Raw genomic sequence first — 26,140 nt, forward strand, 5'->3', positions numbered from 1 at the left:
TGCTGACCGTCAGCGGTGCGGCCACCGTGGCGGGCGGCGTGGTCAACGCCGGGGTCAGCGCGGTGGGCAACTACATCGCCGGCGACCGGGTCACCCTGATCCAGGGCGGCACGGGGTCCAACTACGCCGGTGCCACGGTCACCAGCGGGGTCGAGCGCACAACAAAAAGCCCCGCTGGAGCGATCTGGCGGGGCTTTTTGTTGTGCGGCCAGCATGGGCGCCTTCTTGCGGGCCGCTGCCGCATAAGGCCCAGCCCCACTGTAAACCGGCGCCGAAAGGGCCCCCGAGCTTGCTCGCACTCAACAGCCTGACAAATCAGCAGAAATTGTATAGAGGCCGGGTCCCGGCCGGCACTCGTCGGAGCCCAACTCCTCTGCTACTTTCTTCAGCTGTTTCAGTCTGTTGCCTCGCTCTTCCGATGCCCCGGTGTTCCGCGATGAACCAAAAGAAAGCCCGGCGCCGCAGGGAGGCGGCGCCGGGTGAGAAGAGGACCGGGAGCAACGGGAGGGATTGCTTACCAGTCGGCCGATGCGCGGACACCGAAGGTACGCGGCGGGCCGAACTGCCAGTTCCAGATATTCGCTTGGCCGGGGACAACGGTGTTACCGGCGTAGGCAAGGGACCGGTAGTCCTCCAGATTGTGCACATACAGCTGAACGCTGTAGGCCTTGCTCTCAGGCTTGTAAGTCATGCTTAGGTCGGTCTCGGTATGCCCGACTTGATGGGAGTCGTTGTAATTGTAGAAGTCGAGATAGTAGTCGCCCTTATATCGCGTATAGGCCGACGCCGTAAGGCTGCCGGCAGTGCCGAGATGGAAGACGTGGTCGTAGCCCAATGTCAGCACCCATTCGGGCGCCTGGGGAAGGCGATTGCCGGACAAGTCGATGGTCGGCGCCTCGGTGCCTGATTCATTGTAATAACTGACACTGCCGAGGAATTTGTCGTATGTCGCGTGCAGCCAGTTCACCGAGGCGGAGATGGTGTCGTCGCGGGTCGGCCGCACCTTGCCCTCCACTTCGATGCCATAGATGGTCGCCTTGCCGGCATTGAAGGTCTGTGCGCCGGCGGCGGGATTGAGCAGCACGTCGTTCTGCAGGTCCTTGTAGTCGTAATAGAAGCCGGCGACGTCCAGCGTGTACTGGCTGTTGTCGCCGCGCGTCAGCTTCACGCCGCCCTCGTACGCCGTGTTGGTCTCCGGCCGGAACGAATTTCCCGTCCCGTCGAAGCCGCCGGCCTTGAAGCCGGTCGAAACCTTGCCGTAGATCAGTGTATCGGCGTCCAGCTTGTAGTTCAGGCCAGCCAGCCAGGTGAACTTGCTGCCTTCGTAATGCAGCGGCAACCGGCTGGCGCCGATCGAGCTGGCGATGCCGGACAGGTCCGTCGGGCCGGTGTTGTAGGCGCCGGTGCCGCCGGAGAAGACATAGTAGAACGGATTGAAATTCGCGAAGGTGGCCGTACGCACATCCGACGTGTAGCGGCCGCCGACCACGGCGGTCAGCGCATCGAAAAGCGGCACCTCGACTTGCCCAAAGCCGGACCAACTGCGGCTGTCGGTCGGGTGCTGGAAGTAGTTCACGTAGGAGCCCTTGTCGCTGACGAAGGGCGTGTAGAGACCGCCATTCGTGGCTTGCAACTCACGGAAATAGAAGGCGCCGCCCTGCCACAGCACACCGTCCCACACGCCATTGAAACGCAACTCGTGGCTCTGGGTTTCCACCGTCTCGTTGTAGTGCGTGAAGAGGAAGGCAGGCGCCAAGGTCAGGACGTTGGTGTCTGCCGTGGTGCGGTAGCCGCCGGTGTAGGTCACCGTGGCCGGCCCGAAATCATAGGCGATCTGCCCGCGCGCCGCGGTGGAATGCTGTTGCAGCCAGCCCACGCCCATCAGCGGTGAATCATAGGTATGGCGATTGATGCCGGACAGGGCATGGGTGTTCTGCGGTATGCAGGCCACGCTGCCGCCCGCGGTGCCCGCCGATACCCAGCCGTTGCCACAGGTGGTGGTGCTGGTGCCGGGGTTGTTCTGCGCGCTGGTCATATCGGCCCAGGCCTGGGAGGCCGGGATGATGTCCTGCACGATGCGCTCCACCGCTGCCTGGACGGTCAAGCCCTCCACCGGCTTCAGGACCAAGGTGACACGGCCAGCGTTGGTGTCGTCGGTGTCGCTGCGGTTGGCGTTGCTGGGGATATAGGCCGAGGTCGGGCTGAATGGCGTATTGGTATGCTCGTCATAACCGTCGTGCGAGCGGTGGACGCCAGAGATGCGCAGACCACCCACGTTACCGAGCGGGATGTCGATGCCGCCCTCGACAATGACCTGGTCGTAGTTGCCGTAGGTCACCGCCGCGTTCCCGCCCCAGGTATCGCCGGGCTTGCGCGTAATGAAGTTCACGGCACCGCCCGTGGTGTTCCGCCCATAGAGCGTGCCCTGGGGGCCGCGCAACACCTCCACGCGATCGACGTCGAAGATCGCGGCGTTCAGAATGGTGGGGCGGTTGATGTACTCGCCATCGATATTGACGGCGATGGACTGGTCCTGGGCTTCGTTATTGCTGAGCGTGCCGATGCCGCGCACGCTGACGCGGGTGTTGTTGGTGTCGTTGGTGATGTTGAGCGATGGCGCCAGCTTCTGCATCGACGTGAAATCGGTCACGCCCTTCTGTGCCAGCGCCTCACCCGAAACCACGGACATGGCAATCGGAACATCCTGCACGTTCTCTGCACGGTGCTGCGCGGTGACGATCACTTCTTGAAGAATATCGCTGTCGGCCGTCGGCACGCTCTGTGCGCGGGCGGCCGTGTTCAGGGCGCAGCCACACGCGCCGATCAGCAAAATGCCTCTCAGGAACATTTTCGACATAGGCAATCCCTCCCCGGTTTTTTTTGCGTAATGGTTCGACGGCAATGCGCTTTCCGAACCATGAAATTAGAATTCTAATTTCTAAAATGCTGCGTCTCCTGTCAAGGGGCTTCCACATTTCTCCCCTGGCGGGAAAGCGATTTAAGGCCTCTCAGCCTCTTCAGCTACGCGAAAATGCTTTCGGTCAGCCGGTTAGGCGCGGTTCGCCCGTTTAAAACCGAGATGGCCCTAGCGGCGCCCTTACATTATAATGAGAACATTAATTCTATATAGACAAACCCATGGAGGGCAGACAACTTAGAACCGCCGCGGGTACCTGATGGCGGTGAGGCAATCAACCATTCCGGGAGGAAAAATCATGAATGTAGGCAAGGCTCTGAAGATCGCGGCGCTGACGCTGGTGGCGACGACCGCCAGCGCGCAAGTCATCGTGACGATCAACTATCGGCCCCCTGAAACCGTGCAGCGCGTGGCCATCCCGGTAAACCCGGCGGAGAAGCGCCTCAAGGTGCTGATTATCAGCGGCCAAAACAGCTATGAGCATGACTGGACCGGCGTGAACAACATGCTGCGCACCCTGATGCAGGACACCGGACGCTTCGACGTCCGAGTGACGGAGGACTTCGACCAGGGCACGCTGGAAATGCTCAAGGCCTATGATGTCGTGCTGCTGAACTATTCAAGCCGGTGGAATTATGCAGACGCCTCACAGCACCTCTGGTCCGACCAGGCCTTCAAAGCCCTCTATGACTATGTGCGTCAGGGCGGCGGCCTGGTCGCCTATCACTCGTCCTTCACCTGGGGCCGAGACATTCCAGAGTATCGGAAGCTGATCGGTGCGGTGATGACTCCGCATGACAGCCGCCGGTCACCGCCTGGTGCCTTCCCGGTCCACATCGTCGATCGCACCAATCCCATCACCCAGGGGATGCGGGAATATATCTGGACGTACAACGACGACATGTACACCAACATGCAGATGGATCCCGAGGCGAAGATCCACGTGTTGGCCACGGCCCACGATTCCTCGGCCAGCTACGCCCCCGAACTGGCCGGGCCGAAATATCCAGTCGCGGCCTATACTCCTGATAAGCTCAAGGCGATGAAAGGCATGGACGCCGACCATCCACAGGTCTGGACGGCGGACTATGGCAAAGGGCGCGTCTTCTCGATCACGCTGGGGCACGACGAGGTTTCACTGCATTTCGCAGGTTTGCAGACTTTGATGCTCCGGGGAACCGAATGGGCCGCCAGCGGTGCCGTCACGCTGCCGGTACTGGAAGAGGCCAAGGACTTTCCGACCCACTGAATGGGTGCCCAACCCCTTCGGATCTAGGGGGTTGGGCACACTTATGCGCGTAGGCTGGCCGTCCATGGCGTACGCAAGGTCTGACGCCAGCTTAAGCGGGAGGGCCAGGTCGTCGCGATAGACCCCGCCCAGGCGTTGTTCCAGGAAGCCCCAGTCGATCTCTCCGCCAAGTGTGAACCGGCATCGAAGTGGGCCTCTTGGGAAAGGTGAGGCAACGTACCAAGGCAGTTGAAGAAGTAAAAAAGAGCAACCGTCTGATTTTATTGAAATCAGCAAGGTCATTTATCTTGATGATTTACAGACCGCCGACCCCCGAAAGCTTCTTGAGCTTGCCGGTGGGCCGAAGCACGCGACGTTTCAAGTCGTTAAGGGCCATGGCCATCACCTGTCCAGTGACAGCCAAGGATACCAACGCGGCGACGTCGGTACAGCCAGGATACCAACAATTTCGTACAGCGACCCTCGTTGGACCACCTGCGCTCGCCAACGACCCGGTGCGACGACGTACCAGAAATATCATGTAATTAAGGAGATGGTGGCCATTAGGCAAAGAAAAACCCCCGGAACCTTGCGGTTCCGGGGGCCCTATTGGCTCCCAGGGAGGGACTCGAACCCCCGACCCGGTGGTTAACAGCCACCTGCTCTACCGGCTGAGCTACCTGGGATCAGCGCGCCTGCTTCGTTTTCGTCTGACCGATCAGTCAGCGGCGCTGCGGTGGGCGGTGATATAGCAAAGCGTTTTTGGGATGGGAACCCCTTTGTTTGGCAAAATCGAAAAAAATATGGCGGACCCCGGATGGAGAGGGGTGGGGGCGGGGTGCCCCCTTCGGGAAAAGCTTGGAAAACAGTCCTTTGCGGGTGGTGGCCGAAGCAATGGATGATGGCGCATCGCCGGATAGGGGGTGAACCCCGGCGCCGTTTGCCGTATCCCTAGGGCCGATGCCCCATCAGGAATCCGAAAGCCCATGTCCGACCCCGCCCGCCCGCCGCCATCGTCCGAGCAGAACCCGTGGACCGTGCTGTCGCGCGACCTGCGGTATGAGACCCCATGGCTGCGCGTGTTCCATCATGAGGTCCTGCGCCCCGACGGCAGCCCGGGCATCTTCGGCACGGTGGAGTTCGCCACCGTGGCGGTGGGCGTCCTGCCCGTGGCCGCCAACGGCGACACCTGGCTGGTCGGCCAGTGGCGCTTCGGCGCCGGCCGCTACAGCTGGGAAATGGTGGAGGGCGGCATACCCCTGGCGGGTCCCAAGGCGATCGGACCCCTGGCCGGCGCCGCCGAGGAACTGCGGGAGGAGGCGGGCTTGCGCGCCGGCCGCTGGCTGGAAATCCAACGCATGGACATGTCCAACAGCGTCGGCAACGAGCATGCCCATCTCTATCTGGCGTGGGATTTGACTGAGGTTCCGGTGGCGCCGGATGAGACGGAGCAACTGACCATCCGCCGCCTGCCCCTGCGCGCGGCGCTGGACATGGCGCTGTCGGGCGGGATTCTCGATGCCATGACCATCGCCGCCCTGCTGCGGGTGCGCCTCATGCACCTGGAAGGCACGCTGCCACCCGATCTGGCGCCCCTGGTGGCGGCCGGGTTCGCCGGATAGGCGGTGGCCCTACCGGCGCTCCCGCGCCACCGCTGCCATGATGGCGCGGCTGCGGCTGGTGGACAGCAGTGTGTTCACGTCTGGGGCCAGGCGGCGGCGCCAGTTCGGCCGCTCCCGGTCCGTGCCGGGCAGGTTCACGGCGTCCACCTCGCCGGCCAGGTCGTCAACCTGTGCCAGCATCAGGGTTGAGGGTGCCGCCGCGACGAAGGCGTGGATGGCCGCGGCCAAGGTGTCGTCCAACGGGCCGTCCAAGTCGACATCGTTGGCGCCCGGCAGGTCGGCGCCGGTCAACTGGTCCAGCAGCCCGCGCTTCTCCTCCCTCCGGGCGGCCCGGGCCTGGGCCTCGCCCGCGTCGTCCAGCAGGCCCAGGGCGCGCTTCTCGGCGATGTCGGCCGCCATCCACCAGCCGGCCAAGGTGGGCAGGTCGTGGGTGGAAACGCAGGCGGCGGCGTTGGCCGGCCAGCGCGGCGGGTCACGGAAGCGCCCGTCCTCCCGCTCGAACCACAGCACGCGATAGGACAGGATGCCGGCCTCGCCCAGCCGTTCGCGGAAGCCTTCGGGTACGGTGCCCAGATCCTCCCCCACCACGACCACCCCGGCCCGCTGGCTTTCCAGCAGCGTGCGCGCCAGCAGCAGGTCGAATGGGGCGGCCACATAGGCGCCGTCGCGGCCGGCGGCCCCCTTGGGTACCCAGAACAGGCGTTTCAGGCCCATGACATGATCGATGCGGAGCAGGCCGGCATGGCGCATGTTGGCGGCCAGCAACTCCGCGAAGGCGGCGCCAGCATTGGCTTCCTGCGCCAGGGGATTGGGCGGCGGCAGGTTCCACACCTGGCCTTCGGCCGAGAACAGGTCCGGCGGCGCGCCGATAGAGGCGTCCAGCGCGAATTCCGCCCTATTCCCCCAGGTCTCGGCCCCGTCGAAGGCGGCCCCCACCGCCAGGTCGCGGTAGAAGCCCAGTTGCAGCCCGCCCTGGCGGGCGGCCTGGTCGGCTGCGGCCAGCTGGCGGTCGGCCAGCCATTGCAGCCAGAGGGAAAAGTCCATGCCCTCCGGGGCGACGGGGGCGTCCGCCACGCGCGCCACTTCGGGCCAATGCGCCCAAGGGCCGGCATGCATCTCGGCCAAGGCCTCGAACCGGGCGAAGCGCTGCAGGCTTTCGCCGCCCGCGTGGACGAAGGCGGCGAGGTCCCGCGCCAGGGCGTGGTCCGGCTGCCACCGTGTCAGGTCACGGAAGCCGGCATGGGCAGCGGCCAAGGCCCGGCGCTTCAAGGCCCACACCCCCGGATAGTCGATGGCCCGCCGGGCCGACAGCTGGTCCAACGCCGCCCCCTCGGCCGCCACCGTGGCGGCGGCGGCGCCGGCGGGATCGGCCTCGCCCAGGTCGGCCAGGTCGATGTAGAGGGGGTCCAGGAAACGGCGATCGGACGGCTGGTAGGGGCTGGCGCGGTCGCGGTCCCCACCGAACAACGCGTGCAGGGGGTTGATGCCGACGGTGGCGGCGCCCTGCGCGCCCGCGCCGGCACCCAGCCGCGCCAGGGTGGTGAAGTCGCCCACGCCCTGGTCGCCCGCGCGTCGCAGGGCGTAGAGATGGGCGCCGATGCCGAAGCGCGGCGCGCCGACCAGGGTCGGCGGCTGGTAGGCCCGGGGCGGGGCGACCACCAGGGTGGCCGCGATCTCCGGCCTGTTGGCCAGGCAGAGCCGGTGCACGCCCGCCGGCAAGGCGTCCAACGTCACCTCCACCATCGTGCACCGGCGCCCGTCCGGGGCGGTGACGGGCAGGCGCCGGCCATCCAGCGCCACCTTCAGCATGCGGGCCGTCCCGTCCTCCAGCCGCAGCGCCAGGTCCAGCGCCGGCATGTCCGGTAGGGGCACCACCAGGCGCAGCGGTCGCGCGGCCGTGCCCACCACGGTGCGAGGCAGGGGGCGGAACGGTCCCTCTTCGGACAGCCGTTCCAGCCCGTCGCGGACAGCGCCCAGGGTTTCCGCGTCCAGGCCCATGGCGCCCAGCAGCGCGCGCTTGGTCTGGTCTGGCACGGGATGGTGGCCGCCCATCTCATCCCACCAGTCCGGCGCGATGCCGACGGCGCGGGCGTAGCGGTCCAGCAGGTCGGCTGTGGGCGGGGAGCGCCGGCGGCCTTCGTCGGCCGGCTGCTCCGCCAGGACCAGAACGCTGCGCGGCCCGACGGGGAAGGGGCCGTCAACGGGGGTGTCGTCGCCATCGCCGTCGGCCTCGGTGCCGCTATCCAGGACGCGGCGCCAGCCGTGGCCGGTGCGGTTCCACGGCGGGGTGATGGTCCGTGCCTCCCAGGCGCGGTTGACAATGACGGCCACGCGGTCGATGTCGCCCGTCCCGGCCGGTGCGGCGAAGACCGCGACCAGCGGGCCCTCGCCATCCCAGTCGCCGCCGGACAGCGCGTGCCCATCGGCGCGCAGCCATTCCACGTCGGGCACGCCGGCCGTATCCGGTTCACCGGTCAGGAAGTGGTCGGCGCGCAGGGCCGGGTGTGCCTGCCGCAAGGCGATGACGCGACGGGTGAAATCGTACAGGCTGGCATCGATGGCGCCATGGTCCAGCCAGTTCAGGCGGTTGTCCTGGGCGTAGGCGTTGTTGTTGCCGTCCTGCGTGCGTCCCGCCTCCGCCCCCATGCCCAGCATGGGCGTGCCCCGCGCCACCGTCAGCGTGGCGATCAGGGCCCGCATGTCGCGGCGGCGGGCGGAGATCACGGCCGGATCGTCGCTGGGACCTTCCACCCCATGGTTCCAGCTGGAGTTGTCGTCCGTGCCGTCGCGGTTGTGCTCACCATTGGCCTCGTTGTGCTTGGCCTGGTAGCTCACCAAATCGGCCAGGCTGAAGCCGTCATGGGCGACGATGAAGTTGATGCTGCGCGAAGGTCGGCGCTTGGCCCCGAACAGATCGGCGGACCCCGCCAGCCGGGTGGCCAGCGCCCCCAGCTTGTGGCCGTCGCCCCGCCAGAAGTGGCGCACGTCGTCGCGGAAGCGGTCGTTCCATTCGCCCCAGCCGGCGGGGAAGCCGCCGGGACGGTAGCCGCCGGGGCCGATGTCCCACGGCTCCGCGATCAGTTTCAGGTCGCGCAACAGCGGATCCTGGGACAGGGCGGACAGGAAGGCGCCGTTGGGGTCGAAGCCACTGTCCGTCCGTCCCAGGGTGGCGGCCAGATCAAAGCGGAAGCCGTCCAGGCCAGCCCGGGTCGCCCAGGTGCGCAGCGCGTCCAGCGCCAGCCGCATCATTGCCGGCCGCTCGACAGGCAAGGTGTTGCCGCAGCCGGTGTCGTTCACATAATAGCGGCGATCATCGGGGCGCAGGCGGTAGTAGCTGGCGTTGTCCAGGCCGCGCAGGCTGAGGGTGGGACCCAGTTCGTCGGATTCGGCGGAGTGGTTCAGCACCACGTCCAGGATGACCTCGATGCCGGCGGCATGCAGGGCGGCCACGGCGGCGCGCACCTCCGCCCACCCGCCCGGTGCCAGCCTAGGGTCGGGCGCACAGAAGGCGATGGGGTTGTAGCCCCAGGCGTTGCGGAGGCCCAGCGGCGCCAGGTGGCGTTCGTCCGCCCAGGCCATGGCCGGCAGGATTTCCAGCGTGGTGACGCCCAGCCGCTTCAGGTAGTCCACCGCCGCCGGGTGGCCCAGCCCGGCGAAGGTGCCGCGCAGTTCCTCCGGCACCTCAGGATGCAGGGCGGTATAACCCTTCAGGTGGCATTCGTAGATCACGGTCCGGCCCCAGGGTACGCGCGGGCGCGTCACCGGGCCGGGATCGAACGGCCCCTCCACCACCGCCTTGGGCACGAAGGGGGCGCTGTCCACCGTGTCGGCGGCCAAGTCGGCGTCCGGCTCCCCCGGCTTGTGGCCGAACTGGGCGGGATGGGGCAGGAAAGGCCCGTCCAGCCGGGTGGCGTGCGGGTCCAGCAGCAGCTTGGCCGGGTTGAAGCGGTGGCCGGCGCGGGGATCGAAGGGGCCATGGGCCCGCAGGCCATAGCGCTGCCCCGCGCGGATGCCCCGCACGAAGCCATGGAAGACGTCGCCCGTACGCTCCGTCAGGGCGACGCGGACGGTTTCAGTCGGCGCCTCGCCTTCGGTTCCCGCGTCGAACAGGCACAGCTCCATGGCCGTGGCGTGGGCGGAATGGACGGCGACGTTGATGCCGTGCGCCGTCAGGGTGACGCCCAGCGGTTCGGGGGTGCCGGGGCCGTCGGCGGGGCGGCGGACGCTCACGGCGCGCGATTCCCCACCAGGTCGCGGTACAGGGCGGCGTAGCGGCGGGCCGGATTGGTCCAGGACACATCCGTCGCCATGGCGTTGCGGCGCAGACGTTTCCATACCGCCTGGTCGGCATACAGGGCGGCCGCGCGCTGGATGGCCCCCTCCAGCGCCAGGGTGGTGGTCGGCTGGAAGCGCAGGCCCGTGCCCACCCCGCTGGCGAGCGCCATCTCGTTGGCGTCGATGATGGTGTCGGCCAGGCCGCCAACGCTGGAGACGACGGGGATGGCGCCATAGCGCAGGGCGTACAGCTGGGTCAGGCCGCAGGGCTCGAACCGCGAGGGCACGATCAGCGCCTCCGCCCCCGCCTGGATCAGATGGGCCAGCGGCTCGTCATAGCCGATGACGCAGCCGATGCGGCCGGGGTGGGCCGCGGCGGCGTTGCGGTAGCCGCGCTCCAGCGCGGCCTCGCCGGCGCCCAGCAGCACCAGCTGGCCGCCGGCGGCGATCAGGGTGGGGATGGCCTCCAGCAGCAGGTCCAGCCCCTTCTGCCAGGACAGGCGGCTGACCACGCCGAACAGCAGGGCGTTGGGGTTGGTGGCCAGGCCGAAGCGCTCCTGCAGCGCGGCCTTGGCGGCCGCCCGGCCCTTCATCTGCTTGGGCGAGAAGGGGGCGGGCAGGAAGGGGTCGGCGGCTGGGTCCCAGATGGCGGTGTCGACGCCATTGATGATGCCGCTCAGCTGACCCGCCCGGGCGCGCAACAGGCCGTCCAGGCCCATGCCGGCGTCGGGCCCCCGGATTTCCTGGGCGTAGGTGGGGGACACGGTGGTGATGCGGTCGGCCAGCTGCAGTCCCGCCTTCAGGTAGCCCACCGCACCGTAATACTCGACACCCTCCATGTTGAAGGCGTGCGCCGGCAGCCCCAGGCGGGGCAGCAGCGTCGCTTCGAACTGGCCCTGGAAGGCCAGGTTGTGCACCGTCATCACCGTGGCCGGCCGCTGCCAGCCGTCATAGACCAGATAGGCCGGGGTCAGGCCGGCCTGCCAGTCGTGGGCGTGGACGATGTCGGGCTGGGGCACGCCGCCCCGGCCCAGGCCGATCTCCGCCGCGGCGCGCGACAGCGCTGCGAAGCGCAGGGGGTTGTCCTGCCAGTCGCGCCCGTCCGGGCCGATGTAGGGGTTGCCCGACCGTGCATACAGGTGCGGGGCGTCCACCACGATCAGGTCCAGGCCGTGGGCCGTGCCGGCCACCAGCCGTGCCGGCCCGCCGAACAGGTCGGCGAAGGCATGCACCTCCTGCCCGTCCTGCAGGGCCTCGGTCACGGCGGGGTAGCCCGGCACCAGGGTGGTGACGGCCACGTCCTCGGCCGCCAGCGCCCCGGGCAAGGCCCCCACCACATCCGCCAGCCCCCCGGTCTTGATCAGGGGAAACACCTCCGAGGCGACCGAGAGCACGGAAATCGGCATGGGGCATCAGTCCTTCAGGCGATCGGGGCAGGCGATCAGGGCAGGCGATCAGGGCAGGCGATCAGGGCAGGCAAATCAAGCGAGGCGGTCGATCATGGCTTGGGTGATGAGGCAGGTGCCGTTGGCGCTGCGCCGGAAGCGGCGCGCGTCCTCCTCCGGATCCTCGCCCACTACCAGGCCGGTGGGGATGTGGACGCCGCGGTCGACGACGACATTGGTCAGCCGGGCCGACCGGGCGACATCGACATAGGGCAGCAGCACGGCGTTTTCCACGGAGGAGAAGGAATTGATGCGCACCCCGGTGAACAGCAGCGCCCGCTTCAGCGACGCGCCGGAGACGATGCAGCCCCCCGACACCAGGGAGGAAATGGCCTGGCCGCGCCGGCCCTCCTCGTCATGGACGAACTTGGCGGGTGGCGTGATCTCGCTGTAGGTCCAGATGGGCCAGTCCTGGTCGTAAAGGTCCAGGCCCGGCACCAGGTCCGTCAGGTCCAGGTTGGCCTCGGCATAGGCATCCACCGTGCCGACGTCGCGCCAATAGGGCTGGGCCTCAGAGCTGGAGCGCACGCAAGAGCGGGAGAAGTGGTGGGCCACCGCCTTCCCGTGCTTCACGATGTAGGGGATGATGTCCTTGCCGAAATCGCGGCTGGATCCCGGCGTGGCGGCGTCGCGGCGCAGCTGGTCGAACAGGAACTCGGTGTTGAAGACATAGATGCCCATCGAGGCTAGGCAGCGGTCCGTGGACCCCGGCATGGTGGGTGGATCCTTGGGCTTCTCCACGAAGGAGATGATGCGGTCCTCCGCATCCACATGCATGACGCCGAAGCCCTTGGCCTCTTCCTTGCTGACCTCAAGGCAGCCCACGGTGACGTCGGCGCCGGAGTCGACGTGCTGCTGCAGCATCAACTCGTAGTCCATCTTATAGATGTGATCGCCGGCCAGGATGACCATGTAGCGGGGCTCATAGTCCTGGATGATGTCCAGGTTCTGGTAGACGGCGTCGGCCGTGCCCTCATACCAGTGCTCTTCCGACACGCGCTGGGACGCGGGCAGAATGTCGAAGCTCTCGTTCCGTTCCGGGCGGAAGAAGTTCCAGCCGTGCTGCAGGTGCCGGATCAGGCTGTGCGCCTTGTACTGCGTGGCAACGCCGATGCGGCGGATGCCGGAGTTCAGGGCGTTGGACAGGGCGAAGTCGATGATGCGCGACTTGCCGCCGAAGTAGACCGCCGGCTTGGCCCGCCGGTCCGTCAATTCCATCAGGCGCGACCCGCGCCCGCCCGCCAGCACATAGGCCATGGCATGTCGGGCGAGGGGACCGCGGCCGGCGTGACGATCGCTGGTTGCCCTATTGAAACGCTTCGCGGGTCCTGTCACGTTCTTCCTCCCTGGGGCGGCTATTCGCGCCGCCTGAAATTATCAAGTTTTATCCGTCGCTTAGCTTTGATGCTCGTCAAGAGCCAGCCATAGGGTGGCCAAGGGCGGCAAGGTCACCACGGCCGAGGCCGGCAGGCCGTGTGCGGGCTGGTCGGTGGCCGTCACCGCCCCCAGGTTGCCCATGCCGGTGCCGCCATAGCCGCCGGCATCGGTATTGAGAATCTCAAGCCATCGGCCCGCCTTGGGCAGTCCCACCCGGTAGTTCGGCCGCGGCACGGGGGTGAAGTTGCACAGCACGGCCACGGGCCGCGCGCCCTCGCCGCCCAAGCGCAGGAAGGCGAACACCGACTGGTCCTTGTCGTCGGCGACAATCCAGCGGAATCCCTCGGGCACGCAATCGGTCTCATACAGCGCGCGTTCCCGGCGGTAGCCGGCGTTCAGGTCGCGCACCAGGCGGCGGAGGCCCTCATGCGCCGGATAGGCCAGCAGGTGCCAGTCCAGGCTCTGCTGGAAATTCCATTCGGCACGCTGGCCGAACTCCTGGCCCATGAACAGCAGCTTCTTGCCGGGATGCCCCCACATGAAGGCGTAGTAGGCGCGGGCGGTGGCGAACTTCTGCCAGTCGTCGCCCGGCATCTTCTCGATGATGGAGCGCTTGCCGTAGACCACCTCGTCGTGGCTGAGCGGCAGGACGAAGTTTTCCGAGAAGGCGTAGAGCAGGCCGAAGGTCAGCTTGTCATGGTGCCATTTGCGGTGGACCGGTTCCTTGGACACGTATTCCAGGGTGTCGTGCATCCAGCCCATGTTCCATTTGAAGCCGAAGCCCAGGCCGCCGGCGTAGGTGGGCTGCGACACGCCGGGCCAGGAGGTGGACTCCTCCGCCACGGTCATGGCGCCCGGATGCTCGCCATAGACCAGGGTGTTGACGGCTTGCAGGAAGGCCACCGCCTCCAGGTTCTGGTTGCCGCCCTCGCGATTGGGGATCCACTCCCCGTCCTTGCGGGAATAGTCGAGGTAGAGCATGGAGGCGACGGCGTCCACGCGCAGCCCGTCGACGTGGAAGCGGTCGATCCAGTAGAGGGCGTTGGCCGCCAGGTAGTTCACCACCTCATGCCGGCCGAAATTGTAGATGGCGGTCTTCCAGTCGGGGTGGAAGCCCTGGCGCGGGTCGGCATGTTCGTACAGCGCGGTGCCGTCGAACCGGGCCAGGCCGTGCACGTCGGTGGGGAAGTGGGCGGGTACCCAGTCCAGCAGCACGCCCAAGCCGGCGCGGTGGGCGCGGTCCACCAGCCGGGCGAAGCCGTCGGGCGTGCCGAAGCGGGCGGTGGGGGCGAACAGGCCGATGGGCTGGTAGCCCCAGGAGGGGTCGAAAGGGAATTCCGAGATGGGCAGGAATTCCAGGTGGGTGAAGCCCATGTCGGCGGCATAGGGCACCAGCTGGTCCGCCAGCTCATCCCAGGTCAGATAGCGGTTGCCGTCACCCCGCCGCCAGGATCCCAGGTGCACCTCATAGATGCTGATGGGCGAGCGGCGCGCGTCCATGGTCTTGAGGTGCGCCATGTGGGCGTCGTCAGCCCAGGTGAAATTGTCGGTGCGGGTGACAACGGAGGCGGTGGAGGGGCGCAACTCGCTGGCGAAGCCGAAGGGGTCGGCCTTCAGCGGCAGCACGGTGTCGTCGGGTCCCACGATTTCGTACTTGTAGACGGCACCCTGGCCCAGGCCGGGGGCGAAGATCTCCCACACCCCGCTGTCCAGCCGCCGCCGCATCTGATGGCGCCGTCCGTCCCAGCCGTTGAAGTCGCCCACCACCGACACCCGGCGGGCGTTGGGGGCCCAGACGGCGAAGTGCACGCCGTCCACGCCCTCGTGGGTCTTGAGATGGGCGCCCAGCTTTTCATACAGCCGCTTGTGCGTGCCTTCGGCGAACAGATAGTCGTCCATGGGGCCCAACAGGGGGCCGAAGCTGTAGGGGTCGTCGAACTCCCAGGCGCCGCCGGCGTTGGCGCAGCGCAGGCGGTAGCGGAAGGGGCGCTTGCGCCGGGCGGCCCGGCCTTCGAAGAGGCCGGCGTCATGCACACGGGTCAGCGGCAGGACCAGGGTGCCGTCGGGGGTCGCCGCCTCCACCGTTTCCGCCCCGGGCACGAAGGCGCGTATGGTGACACCCCGCTCCGACACGTGGGGCCCCAGCACGCCGAAGGGATCGTCGTGCCGGGCGCCCAGCAAGGCGTCCATGTCCTCCTGCCGGGCGGTCCAGGATGCCTCGCCTTTGGTCCGCGCCATCAGGCCTCCCTCAACCAATGCGGGGGGCCGGCAGGCCCCAGATGTCCGTCGCGTATTCGGCGATGGCCCGGTCGGACGAGAAGAAGCCCATGTGCGCCGTGTTGATGATGGCCGAGCGCCACCACGCCGCCGTGTCCTGCCAGCGGGCATCGACGGCGCGCTGGGCGGCGTAATAGGCGTCGAAGTCGGCGGCCACCATGAAATAGTCGTGGTGGCGGACGCTGTTCACCAGGTCGCCGAAGCGGCCCGGCTCCCCGGGGGAGTAGACACCCGCGCCGACGGCGTCCAGCACCTCCTCCAGCAGGGGGGAGGCGGCGATGACGTCGCTCATGTCGATGCCCTTGCGCCGGCGTTCTTCCACCTGTTCCGTCGTCAGGCCGAAGATGAAGATGTTGTCGTCGCCGACATGCTCCTTGATCTCGACATTGGCGCCGTCCAGCGTGCCGATGGTCAGCGCACCGTTCAGCGCCAGCTTCATGTTGCCGGTGCCCGACGCCTCCATGCCGGCGGTGGAAATCTGCTCCGACAGGTCGGCGGCGGGGATGATGGCCTCCGCCAGGCTGACGTTGTAGTTGGGCAGGAACACCACCTTCAGCAGGCGGCGCACCACCGGGTCGCGGTTGACCAGCCGGGCCACGTCGTTGGCCAGCTTGATGATCAGCTTGGCCTGGTGATAGCTGGCGGCGGCCTTGCCGGCGAAGATCTTCACCCGCGGCACCCAGTTGCCGCCGGGGTTGGCGCGGATGGCGTCGTACAGCGCCACGATCTCCAGGATGTTCAGCAGCTGGCGCTTGTACTCGTGGATGCGCTTGATCTGCACGTCGAACAGGGCGTCGGGGCTGACCGACACGTCCAGCCGGCGGCGGATCAGGCCGGCCAGCTCCGCCTTCTTGGCCCGCCGGATGGCGCGGAAGCGGTCCACCACGCCCGCGTCGCCGGCGTACTTCTCGAAGTCGATCAGGGCGGCCGGGTCGTCCATCACCCGCGAGCCGCAGCAATCGACCAGCAGCTCGGTCAGGCCGGGGTTGGCCTCGAACAGCCAGCGGCGGAAGGTGATGCCGTTGGTCTTGTTGACGATGCGGCCGGGATAAAAGCGGTTCAGCTGATAGAACAGGGTGCGCTGCACCAGGTCGGAATGCAGGGCCGACACGCCGTTGATCTTGTGCGACCCGATGAAGGCCAGGTTGCCCATGCGCACGCGCCGGCCGTGGCTCTCGTCGATCAGCGACAGTTCCGACAGCACGCCGCCGTCATGCTCGCCCTTCGACCGCACCAGGTCCAGGTGGCGGGCGTTGATCATATAGATGATCTGCATGTGGCGGGGCAGCAAGCGTTCCATCAACGGGACGGGCCAGCTTTCCAACGCCTCCGGCAGCAGGGTGTGGTTGGTGTAGGAGAAGACGGCCTTGGTGATCTCCCACGCCTCGTCCCAGCCGAAATCCTCCAGGTCGATCAGCACGCGCATCAGCTCGGCGATGGCGATGGCCGGGTGGGTGTCGTTCAGCTGGATCGCCACCTTCTCGGGCAGCAGTTCCAGCTCGCCATGGTGCTGCTTGTGGCGGCGGATGATGTCCTGCATCGAGGCGGAGACGAAGAAGTACTCCTGCCGCAGGCGCAGTTCCAGGCCGGCCGGGGTGGCGTCGCTGGGGTACAGCACCTTGGAGATGGCCTCCAGCCGCACGCGGGCGGCCAGGGCGCCGACGTGGTCGCCCTGATTGAAGGCGTCCAGCCGCAGAGCGTCCGGCGCGCGCGCCGACCACAGGCGCAGGGTGTTGACGTGGCGCGCCCGCCAGCCGGGGACCGGCGTGTCGAAGGCGATGGCGTCCACCGTCTCCTCCGGCCGCCAGTAGTGCCGGGTGATCTCCTCGCTGACCTCCACCGTCTCCACGGTGCCGCCGAAGCCCACGGAATAGTCGACCTCGGGCCGCTCGAATTCCCAGGGGTTGCCGAAGGTCAGCCAGTTTTCCGGATATTCGCGCTGCCAGCCGTCCTTGATCACCTGGCGGAACAGGCCGTGGTCGTAGCGGATGCCGTAGCCGTGGGCCGCGATCTGCAGGGTCGCCATGCTTTCCATGAAGCAGGCGGCCAGGCGGCCCAGGCCGCCATTGCCCAGGGCCGCGTCCGGCTCGATCTTGCGCAGCTGATCCAGGTCCACACCCAGGTCGTCCAGCGCCTGGCGCACCGGCTCGGTCAGGCCGGTTTCCATCAGGGCGTCGACCAGCAGGCGGCCGATCAGGAATTCCAGCGACAGGTAATAGACCCGCTTGCGCTTGGATTCGTAGGTCGCGCGGGTGGAAGCCATCCACTGGTCGACGATGCGGTCGCGCACCGCCAGCGTGGTGGCGATGAACCAGTCGCGCTGGCTGGCGACCTCGGGATTCTTGCCGACCGCGTACATCAGCTTGGCGACGATGGCCGCGCGCATCGTGTCACGGTCCACGGGCGCCGGCGGCGCCGCTTCATCAGCGATAGGGACGGGGTCTGCCTGGACGGAGTCTTCTGGGGGGACGGACGGGACAGGCTGGTCGATCACGCTGTCATTCCTTTCGAAGCAAGACATCGCCGCATCAGCTTTGCATGTCTGTTGCACCGCGGCAATATTGACCGACACCATCAGATAGGCCGCCACCCGCCCGCGTCACCTCTTTGATATGACAATATTTTGCGGGGGACGCGCCGCCATGCGACGCCCTGTCGGGAAATGGAAATGGGGGCCGCGGACGGTGGTCTCGGCGGTGGCAACCGTCATCCCTGCCCGCTGGTTCCATCGCGGATACCGGGGGTGGGGCATGAGGCCAGGGGCGGCGCGGCCGAATCACGACGGACGGCGCGCCTATGGCCGGGTGGCAAGAGGCATGCCGCTTTGCCGGTCTTCGGCCACCGCCCGATGGAGACGGCGGTAGGCGCTTACCAACTGTTCGACGGTAAAGGCCCGGTTCCGCCCACTGGGATTCGGTAAAACCCACACGGTCGCCCCGCCAAAAAGTTGCTTCTGAGGGCCCCACGCGGGGGCGGCCTGGCCGGACAGGGCGGCATAGGCGGCCTTTCCCAGGAAGGCGACAAAGCGTGGCGCATAATGCGTGATCTTTCGTTCGAAGCGTGCGGTCGCGGCGACGAACTCCTGCACCGCCACCTGCGCCCCCTGGGCCGTTGGGCGATCAACGACGGCCGTCAATCCGCACCGGTACTGCAAGATCGACCGGTCGTTCTCGGGCCGGATTTCCACCGGTGTGAAGCCGGCGAGGTGGATGACACGCCAGAAACGGTTCCCCCGGCCGAGGAAATGGTGGCCGGCCGCCGCGGCGGCCAGGCCAGGGTTGATGCCACAGAAGACGACGTCCAGGTCGGGCGCCAGGATGTCCGGCAATGTCGATGTTACCGTCATCCGCAAATGGCACTGACTGCCTTGCGTGCGAATTCCGCAAGGTCGGCGCGAGGGGTGCCGGACCGGGCCCGGATGGCGATGGTGTGCATCACCGCGGTCGCGAGCGTCGCCAGCGTGGCCGGGTCCGCGTCCTCCCGCAGCTCGCGATTGTCCCGCGCCATCCGGAACCGCGCCTCGAAGTCCGCGTCGAATTCCAGGAAGCCCGTCATCAGGCTTTCTCTGATTTCGGCGTCCTCCATCGCTTCCGTGACCGCGGTGCCCACCACGAAACAGCCGCGTGGGCGATCGTCTCCCGAAAAATAGATCGATAGGGCCCCCTCATAGGCCCGCATCAGCGAATCCGCCAAGGGCCTGTCCTGGGCAAGATCGGCGCGCATGGTGCCCAAGGCGACCTGCCAATAATAAGCCAACGCCTTGAGATAGAGCGAGCGCTTGTCGCCGAACGCGGCATAGAGGCTGGGCCGGTTCATGCCTGTCGCGGCGGAAAGGTCATCGAGCGAGGTGCCGGAGTAGCCGCTTTTCCAGAATGCGTCCATCGCTCGCCGAAGGGCCTCCTCCGGGTCATAGGCGCGGGGGCGGCCGCGACGCTTCGCTTCGTCGCCATCTTTTTTTTGTACCATATCGCATAAAATCCTTTGGCGCGGGTCTTGGGATGGATATATATACTGAGCAGTACAAAAACAAGGGCAGCGCAGTGCCGCCTTCCTGAAAGAGGTTCCATGATGAACGCGCAACGTGAAGGGCCGCCGACGCGCCATTCGGCGCCTCGGCATTCCGGCTCCAGTCCCCCCGGCTGAGGCGACTGCCCGTCGCCGTCATGGGCGACGCTGAAGATCACCCCACTGAAAATCCGACCCACTCGACCATGGAGTAAAGGCCATGAATACCCGGACTTTGTCTAATTCGATCAAATACATCACTGCCGCCGTGCTGGCGGGGGCAGCGGTTCTGGGCGCTCCGGCTGCCTTCGCCGCGGCGGCCACCGCGCCGATCGCGGCCGGGGACGCCGCCGCCGTCCGGCACACCTGCCACCAGACCCTGGGCCTGACGATCAACGACGTGGACTATGCTGCCTGCGTCACCACGCTGGAACAGGCATTGGCCGTGGCCTTGCCTGCAGAGCGGCACAGTGCGCCCGGCGGCAGCTCCGCCTGCACCGAGGTCGGCCTGCTGCCCGGCAGCGCGGGCTATGCCCGCTGTGCCGCCAACCTCGAAGGCGCGCTGATCCAGGCCCGCCTGGCCCCCAATTGACCTGGTTCCGGCCCGCGTCCCCGCGGCAGGGGGCGCGGCCGCCGGATCAACCATCCTCGAACGGGAGGTCCCGTGATGGACGCGCAAATCGAAAGGCCGCTTGATGTTCACCCGCCGGGGACGGCGGCGGCGAAGCCGGGGAAGAGCCTCAGGGAACGACTGCGCCTGCCCCTGTTTGTGGCGTTCCCTCTGGTGCTGGCCGCGGCGGGCGCCCGGCTGTACATCGCCGACGAACCCTATGTTTCGACTGACGACGCCTTCGTCCGCATGGCCAAGGAATCGGTCAACGCCCGTGTTGGTGGCCAGGCTGTCGACGTAGCCGTCAGGGACAATCAGCGCGTCAGCAAAGGGCAACTGCTGTTCCAGATCGATCCCCAGCCTTACCGCTTGGTGGTCGACCAAGCGGAGGCGCGGCTCGACACGGCGCGCCTTCAGATCGGCGCGTTGAAGGCGACCTACCGCCAACAGTTGGCGGAGCTGCAGTCTGCCAGGGACTCCGCCGAATTCTATGATCGCGACTATGCCCGTAAGAAGGCGCTCGTCGCGTCGGATTTCGCCTCGCGCGCCGTTTATGAGCGGGCGGAGACGGACCTCAAGGTCGCACGCCGGCGCATCTCATCCCTGGAGCAACAAATGGCGAGCACCGTGGTCGCCCTGGACGGGGATCCGGATGTCGCAATCGACCGCCACCCGTCTGTGCGTGCGGCCAGGGCCGAACTCGACCGGGCCCGGCTCGACCTCTCCTACACGGCCGTGACCGCGCCCGACGACGGCATCGTGACTCGGGTCGATGAGCTGCAGGTCGGTGACTTCGTCACCCCCGGCGCGCCCGTGTTCACCCTGTTGTCCAGCCAGCATGTCTGGGTGGAAGCCAATTTCCGGGAAACCGACCTGACCCATATGAAACCTGGCCAGTCCGCGACCATCCGCATCGATGCCTTTCCCAACAGCCGCTTCCGCGCCCATGTCGTCAGCATGAGCCCGGGCACGGGGTCGGACTTCGCCGTCCTGCCGCCTGAGAACGCGACCGGCAATTGGGTTAAGGTGGTGCAGCGCCTGCCGGTGCGCCTGGAACTCGATGGCCCGACGCCAAACGGGCCGCTGTTCTCCGGCATCAGCGTCACGGCCCGGGTCGATACCGCGCACCGGCGTAACTGGTTCGCACCTTTTGAGCCCGCGTCCGGGGCGGGGGGCGCCAAATGACCGCTGGAGCCCCTTCCGAAGGCCGCCGGGTGCTCACCATCGCGGCCTTCGCGGCGACCTTCATGCAGGGCGTCAACATATCTATCCCCAATGCCGCCCTGCCGCACATGCAGGGCACGCTGTCGATGGCGGATGATCAGATCGGCTGGATATTCACCGCCTATGTCACGGCCGGCATCGTTGTTCTGCCCATGACACGCTGGCTCGCCGGCCGCTTGGGGCAGAAGGCACTCTTCCAGTGGTCAATCGCTGTCTTTGCCGCCGGCCTCGTGTTCGATGTCTTGGCACAGACCTCCACCCAGTTCGTCCTGGCCCGCATCATCCAGGGGGCGGCGAGTGGCCCGCTCGGTCCCCTAGCGCTGGCACTCCTGCTTGATGTGCAGCCACCGGCGCGGCACGCCCAGGCCGGGGTGGCGCACACGGCATGCACGCTGCTCGGCATCAGCAGCGGCCCGCCTCTCGGCGGATGGCTCAGCGATTATCACGGCTGGCACTCCATCTTTTATATCAGCTTGCCGCTGGCGGGGTTCGTGTTCCTGGCGATGGCGCTCTGGCTGCCGGAGAAGAAGGCCGAGCGGAACCCGCACTTTGATTTCTTCGGTTGGGCGGCCTTTTCCCTGGGCATCGTCGGTCTGCAGATGCTTCTCGACCGGGGTGAGCGGCTGGAGTGGTTCGCCGCGCCGGAGATTTGGGCGGAGGCCATCGCCGCGGCGCTCGGTTTCTATCTTTTCATCGTCCATGTCCTGACGGCGCAGGCCCACTTTCTGGACAAGGCGCTGTTCAAGGATCGTAATTTCGTCCTGTCGGTCATCATGGTTTTCGCCGCTGGGTTCGTCCTGCTGCCGACCCTAGCCTTGACGTCGCCGATGCTGGAGGAACTCTTCGGGTATCCGGTCGATACCACCGGCTATATGGCCATCCCGCGCGGCGTCGCGTTGGTGGGGGCGCTGATGCTGGCCGGCCGGATGCCGCCGCGTGTGGATAATCGCGTCCTTATCCTGATTGGCCTGGCGTTGGTGGTGTACGCCAACTGGCGCATGCTGGGCTATTCGCCGGCGATGGATTGGCGGCCGGTTGCCATTGCCGGCCTGCTGCAAGGTCTGGGCCTTGGCATCGTGCTGCCGGCACTGGGGCGGGCGGCGTTCAGCACGCTCGATCGGACGTTCCACCCGGACGGTGCCGCGCTTTTCAACCTGTCGCGCCTGTACGGCAGCACCATCGGCATCGCGGTGGTCCAGATCTTCTTCTACGGCAACACCCAGGCCATGCACCTGGCGCTGGCCAAGGATCTGACGCCTTATCGCGCCGCGGCCCATGGTCTGGCGCGGGCCGCCGGACCGACGCTGGCCCGGTTCAATGAATTGGTCACTGGCCAGGCGGCCACGGTCGCCATTGTCGGCCAATTCAAGATCCTGATGCTTGCGGTGCTGGCCGTAAGCCCGCTCGTCGCGCTTCTCCGCACGCCGCGCTCCGCCAACCGCTAATCCAGGAGGTCTGTGAAATGGCGTCCCTTGCATCCCTGCCCGACGGGCGGCTTCCCCGGACGGCTGTGGCGGCGGCCTTGTCTCTGGTCCTCCTGCCGGCCTGTACCGTCGGTCCCGATTACACGCCGCCGGCGCCGCCGGTATCGACGCATTATGATCGCGAGGCGGAAAGCCGGCTCGCCTCTGGCGGTGATCGGCCGGGCGACCAGCGCATCAAGCTTGGCGAAGCGTTGGACGGGGACTGGTGGACGGTGTTCCACTCGCCGCGGCTCAACCTCACCATGCGCGGGGCGATCGACGCGAATTTCGATCTCAAGATCGCTGACGCGCGGATAGCACAGGCGTCGGAGGCCGTCCGGGCGGCTGGGGGCGATCTCTATCCGCAAGTGGATTGGGGGGCCCAGATCGGCCGGGGCCGGTCGGACGCGCCGACGCCTGCGACCTCCACCTTCTATGCCGTCGGCCCGCGGGTCAGCTTCGACCTCGATATTTTCGGCGGGACGAAGCGGCTTATCGAGCAACAGGGTGCCTTGGCCGACGCGCAGAAACATCGTTTCGACGCGGCCTATCTAACCTTGACCGGCGATGTCGCGAGCCAAGCCTTTCTGCTGGCATCCGCACAGGCCCAGATCGCGGCGGTGCGGACCTTGCTGGCCGACGACGAGCGCACGCTGGCCCTTCTGCGCGGGGCGCACATGCAGGGCGGTGTCGCCCAGCCCGACGTCGCACTGGCTGAAACGCAGCTGGCGCAGGACCAGACCCTGTTGCCGCCGCTGGCTCAGCAAGGGGACGCGGCGCGCCACGCGCTGGCTGTCCTGGCGGGGCAGGGGCCGGCGGAGGGGATGGTGCCGGACTTCGACCTGGATGATTTCACCTTGCCGCTGGATCTGCCGCTCAGCCTGCCGTCGGAAATGGCGCACGACCGCCCCGACCTGCTTGAGGCCGAGGCCGCCCTGCGGGCCGCCAGCGCGGCCGTGGGCGTGGCCACGGCCGACCTTTACCCCCACCTGACCTTGTCTGGCTCGCTGACCCAGGCCGGTGCCGATCCCACATCGGTGTTCCAGGCCGGCAATTCGCTTTGGGGTGTCGCCGCCGGCCTGGCCGGCCCCCTTTTCCACGGCGGTGCCTTGGAAGCGAACCGCCGGGCCGCGGTTGACGGCTACATCGCGGCGCGTGCGACTTATCAGCGGACCGTGGTCCGGTCATTGGGACAGGTCGCTGATGTGCTTCAGGCGCTCGACCACGACGGCGACGAGTATTGGGCCCAGGAGCGGGCGCTGGCCGCCGCGGCGACCAGCTTGCGCTTGAACCGGGACGGCTACCGGGCGGGTGAGACAGGTGTCCTGCAGGTGCTCGATGCCGAACGGGCCTATCAACGCGCTCTGTTGGGCCAGATCCGGGCGAAGACGGCCCGGTATCTGGACACGGTGCAATTCTTCATCGCGCTCGGCGGCAATGCCTCCGGCTCTTACGGGCGTGTGGCCAGCGCAAGCAAGGAACCATGATCATGACCACCAATGAGACGTTTTTCCGTACGACCTTCCCGTCCAACCATGGGGCGGGACAGATCCCGGTCATGGGCTTCGGTACCCTGATCCCCGACGCCGCGGCCACGAAACGGGCGGTCAAGGCCGCCTTGGAGGCGGGGTTCCGGCATTTCGATTGCGCGGAACGCTACCGCAACGAGGCGGCGGTGGGCGAGGCGCTGCAGGAGGCGTTTCGGACGGGCGGGGTTCAGCGTGAAGATGTCTTCCTGACCACCAAATTATGGAACACGAACCATCGCCCGGAGCGCGTCCGCCCCGCTTTCGAGGCGAGCTGCCGGCGGCTGGGGGTCGATTACATCGACTGCTACATCATCCACACGCCCTTCGCCTTTCGCCCAGGTGAGGAGCAGGATCCGCGGGATGCGCAGGGGCAGGTGATCTATGATCCCGATGTCACGCTGGCGGACACCTGGTGGGCGATGGAAAGCCTGGTGGAGGAGGGACGGTGCCGTTCGATCGGCCTGTCGGACATTACGCTGGAGGCGCTGAAGGACATCGTCGCCATCGCCCGGATCAAGCCCGCCATGGTGCAGGTGGAATCCCATCCCTATCTGCAGGAGTGGGAATTGCTGGATTTCTGCCGGCAGCACGGCATCCTCATGCAGGCATTCGCGCCTTTGGGGCACGCCATGGAACCCCGTGTGCTGGACGACAGGGTGCTGGTCGCCATCGCGGCCCGTCTTGGCCGGATGCCCGCGCAGGTGGCGCTGGCCTGGGCCGTGCAGCGGGGCACCGCGTTTCTGACGACATCGATCAATCCCGACCATATACGGGAAAACTTCGAGATCACGGCACTGCCGGAAGCGGCCATGCAGGAGATCCGCTACGATATCGGGACGAACATCCGGTTCAATACAGTGGTCGAAACCGGGGTGCCCGGCTTCATCCCCCGGACGAGATAGTGCGGTCTTGCCCGTGCCGCCGGCTTCGTTCTGGACGCTGCGCGCCTTGGACTGGCCGGCTATGCGCCGAATCGCGCAGGATTATGCGCCGTTTTGCGCAACCTTTGGGCCGCTTAACACAAATATATAAAAAGGGAGTTGGAGGCACGGCCGGGAATCGAACCCGGATTCACGGATTTGCAGTCCGTTGCATCACCATTCTGCCACCGCGCCATCCACGAGAACCGACCGGAGGGGCCGTCCAGCGGCGCCTGCGGTCAGGGCAGGGCGCCTCTATAGCGTCGCCCGTCGGGGCGGTCAAGCATGCTGGCGTCGCTTTCTGACGTTTCGGTGACGGCACGGGGCCACGGCCGGGCCGAGGGCTTGGCGGGGGGCGGCGGATGGACGCCCGGTGCAGGCATCAATTGTCTTCGGGCGGCGGGGGAGATATATACCGATCCTGGTTTTTCAAGCGTGTGCGGGCCGAACGGCCCTGTGGCGCGCATCTTCCTCCGCCTCGTTTCCATCAGATCGGTATATCCCATGGCCGCCGACTACACCGCCGCCCGCGTCAACATGATCGAGGGGCAGATTCGCCCCAACAAGGTCACCGACCCCTTCGTGGTTGAGGCTTTCCTGGCCATCCCGCGTGAGCGGTTCGTGCCCGAGGCGCTGGCCGGCGTCGCCTATGTCGACGAGGATGTGCCCGTGGCCCCCGGCCGCTACCTGATGGAGCCGATGGTCCTGGCCCGCCTGGTGCAGGAACTGTCCCTGACCCGCGCCGACAAGGTGCTGGCCGTGGGTGTGGCCACCGGCTACGCCGCCGCCATCATGGCCGAGATGGCCGGTTCGGTGGTGGCGCTGGAAAGCGACCCCGCCCTGGTCGAGGCCGCGCGCAAGGCCCTGGCCGGTGTCGCGGGTGTCACCGTGGTGCAGGGTGACCTGGCCGCCGGTCACCCCGCCAAGGCGCCCTACGGTGCCATCCTGATCGACGGCTCGGTGCCCGAGGTGCCGGCCAGCCTGCTGGACCAGCTGCCCGAGGGCGGGCGCCTGGTGGCGGTGGTCATCAACGCCGCCGGCCTGGGCGAGGCGCGCTATTACCGCAAGGTGGGTGGCGTGGTGTCGCACCGCATCCTGTTCGACGCCGCCGTCCGGCCCCTGCCGGGCTTCGAGCGTCGTGCCGAATTCGTGTTCTGATCCGAAGCCTCACGGCCGGATGCTCGCTGTCCGCCGTGGGGTTTCGTTTCCCCCTTTCACGGCCGACCTGGGCCGGGAAGGGGCGGATTG

General features: G+C 67.1%; 16 protein-coding genes, 2 tRNA genes and 1 pseudogene. 9 read left to right on the forward strand and 10 right to left on the reverse strand.

Annotated elements, in window-relative coordinates:
- Positions 1-311: hypothetical protein (locus P5F91_RS24370; protein ID WP_277908511.1), on the forward strand; the 311-nt coding region annotated here is incomplete at its 5' end.
- A 203-nt stretch (positions 312-514) separates the two neighbouring features.
- On the opposite strand, the gene P5F91_RS24375 is transcribed toward P5F91_RS24370, so the two are convergent.
- On the reverse strand, positions 515-2,857 hold the full coding sequence (locus P5F91_RS24375) for a TonB-dependent receptor (RefSeq protein WP_277908512.1): 2,343 nt from the start codon (positions 2,855-2,857) through the stop codon (positions 515-517).
- 358 nt (positions 2,858-3,215) lie between these two features.
- On the opposite strand from P5F91_RS24375, the gene P5F91_RS24380 reads away from it, so the two are divergent.
- Positions 3,216-4,166: a ThuA domain-containing protein gene (locus P5F91_RS24380; RefSeq protein ID WP_277908513.1), complete on the forward strand. Its 951-nt coding sequence runs from the start codon at positions 3,216-3,218 to the stop codon at positions 4,164-4,166.
- A 589-nt stretch (positions 4,167-4,755) separates the two neighbouring features.
- Here the strand turns inward: P5F91_RS24380 and P5F91_RS24385 are convergent.
- Positions 4,756-4,831: transfer RNA gene (locus tag P5F91_RS24385), tRNA-Asn, on the reverse strand.
- A gap of 300 nt (positions 4,832-5,131) precedes the next feature.
- On the opposite strand from P5F91_RS24385, the gene P5F91_RS24390 reads away from it, so the two are divergent.
- The gene (locus P5F91_RS24390; protein ID WP_145609854.1) at positions 5,132-5,767 is read left to right on the forward strand and encodes an NUDIX hydrolase; all 636 of its coding nucleotides are present in this window, start codon (positions 5,132-5,134) and stop codon (positions 5,765-5,767) included.
- Positions 5,768-5,776: 9 nt separating this feature from the next.
- Here P5F91_RS24390 and glgX read toward each other — a convergent pair whose 3' ends face one another.
- From glgX to P5F91_RS24425, 7 genes and pseudogenes are all read right to left on the reverse strand, one after another.
- Positions 5,777-9,997: a glycogen debranching protein GlgX gene (glgX, locus tag P5F91_RS24395; protein ID WP_277908514.1), complete on the reverse strand. Its 4,221-nt coding sequence runs from the start codon at positions 9,995-9,997 to the stop codon at positions 5,777-5,779.
- Complete coding sequence (gene glgA, locus P5F91_RS24400) at positions 9,994-11,448, reverse strand: glycogen synthase GlgA (RefSeq protein WP_422394496.1); 1,455 nt, start codon at positions 11,446-11,448, stop codon at positions 9,994-9,996. The genes glgX and glgA overlap by 4 nt, the downstream gene beginning before the upstream one ends.
- Before the next feature lie 75 nt (positions 11,449-11,523).
- Positions 11,524-12,753, reverse strand: a pseudogene (gene glgC, locus P5F91_RS24405) (glucose-1-phosphate adenylyltransferase); the annotation flags it as partial.
- A gap of 129 nt (positions 12,754-12,882) precedes the next feature.
- Positions 12,883-15,102 (reverse strand): 1,4-alpha-glucan branching protein GlgB, encoded by a 2,220-nt coding sequence (gene glgB / locus P5F91_RS24410; RefSeq protein ID WP_145609858.1) that lies wholly within the window; start codon positions 15,100-15,102, stop codon positions 12,883-12,885.
- Positions 15,103-15,112: 10 nt separating this feature from the next.
- Positions 15,113-17,542: a glycogen/starch/alpha-glucan phosphorylase gene (locus tag P5F91_RS24415; RefSeq protein WP_422394497.1), complete on the reverse strand. Its 2,430-nt coding sequence runs from the start codon at positions 17,540-17,542 to the stop codon at positions 15,113-15,115.
- A gap of 393 nt (positions 17,543-17,935) precedes the next feature.
- Complete coding sequence (mug, locus tag P5F91_RS24420) at positions 17,936-18,469, reverse strand: G/U mismatch-specific DNA glycosylase (RefSeq protein ID WP_211106892.1); 534 nt, start codon at positions 18,467-18,469, stop codon at positions 17,936-17,938.
- A 14-nt stretch (positions 18,470-18,483) separates the two neighbouring features.
- Entirely contained in the window at positions 18,484-19,107 is a 624-nt protein-coding gene (locus P5F91_RS24425) for a TetR/AcrR family transcriptional regulator (RefSeq protein WP_145609860.1), read from the reverse strand.
- A 259-nt stretch (positions 19,108-19,366) separates the two neighbouring features.
- Here P5F91_RS24425 and P5F91_RS24430 point away from each other — a divergent pair, with 259 nt between their 5' ends.
- The 5 genes from P5F91_RS24430 (at position 19,367) to P5F91_RS24450 (ending at position 24,874) form a co-directional block, all read left to right on the forward strand.
- Positions 19,367-19,738, forward strand: coding sequence for a hypothetical protein (locus P5F91_RS24430; RefSeq protein WP_145609861.1), 372 nt, complete (start codon positions 19,367-19,369; stop codon positions 19,736-19,738).
- 75 nt (positions 19,739-19,813) lie between these two features.
- A complete protein-coding gene (locus P5F91_RS24435) occupies positions 19,814-20,941 on the forward strand; it encodes an HlyD family secretion protein (RefSeq protein ID WP_145609862.1) in 1,128 nt (375 codons plus the stop codon).
- Positions 20,938-22,425, forward strand: coding sequence for a DHA2 family efflux MFS transporter permease subunit (locus P5F91_RS24440; protein ID WP_277908516.1), 1,488 nt, complete (start codon positions 20,938-20,940; stop codon positions 22,423-22,425). The genes P5F91_RS24435 and P5F91_RS24440 overlap by 4 nt, the downstream gene beginning before the upstream one ends.
- Positions 22,426-22,442: 17 nt before the next feature.
- Positions 22,443-23,930, forward strand: a complete 1,488-nt coding sequence (locus P5F91_RS24445; protein ID WP_277908517.1) for an efflux transporter outer membrane subunit — start codon at positions 22,443-22,445, stop codon at positions 23,928-23,930.
- A 2-nt stretch (positions 23,931-23,932) separates the two neighbouring features.
- Entirely contained in the window at positions 23,933-24,874 is a 942-nt protein-coding gene (locus tag P5F91_RS24450; RefSeq protein WP_277908518.1) for an aldo/keto reductase, read from the forward strand.
- A gap of 139 nt (positions 24,875-25,013) precedes the next feature.
- Here P5F91_RS24450 and P5F91_RS24455 read toward each other — a convergent pair.
- A tRNA-Cys gene (locus P5F91_RS24455) sits at positions 25,014-25,087 on the reverse strand.
- 309 nt (positions 25,088-25,396) lie between these two features.
- Between P5F91_RS24455 and P5F91_RS24460 the strand changes: the two genes are divergently transcribed.
- Positions 25,397-26,050: a protein-L-isoaspartate O-methyltransferase family protein gene (locus tag P5F91_RS24460; RefSeq protein ID WP_145609866.1), complete on the forward strand. Its 654-nt coding sequence runs from the start codon at positions 25,397-25,399 to the stop codon at positions 26,048-26,050.
- The last annotated feature ends 90 nt before the right edge of the window (positions 26,051-26,140 follow it).

The sequence above is a fragment of the Nitrospirillum amazonense genome (genome assembly GCF_029594735.1).
GTDB lineage: Bacteria > Pseudomonadota > Alphaproteobacteria > Azospirillales > Azospirillaceae > Nitrospirillum > Nitrospirillum amazonense.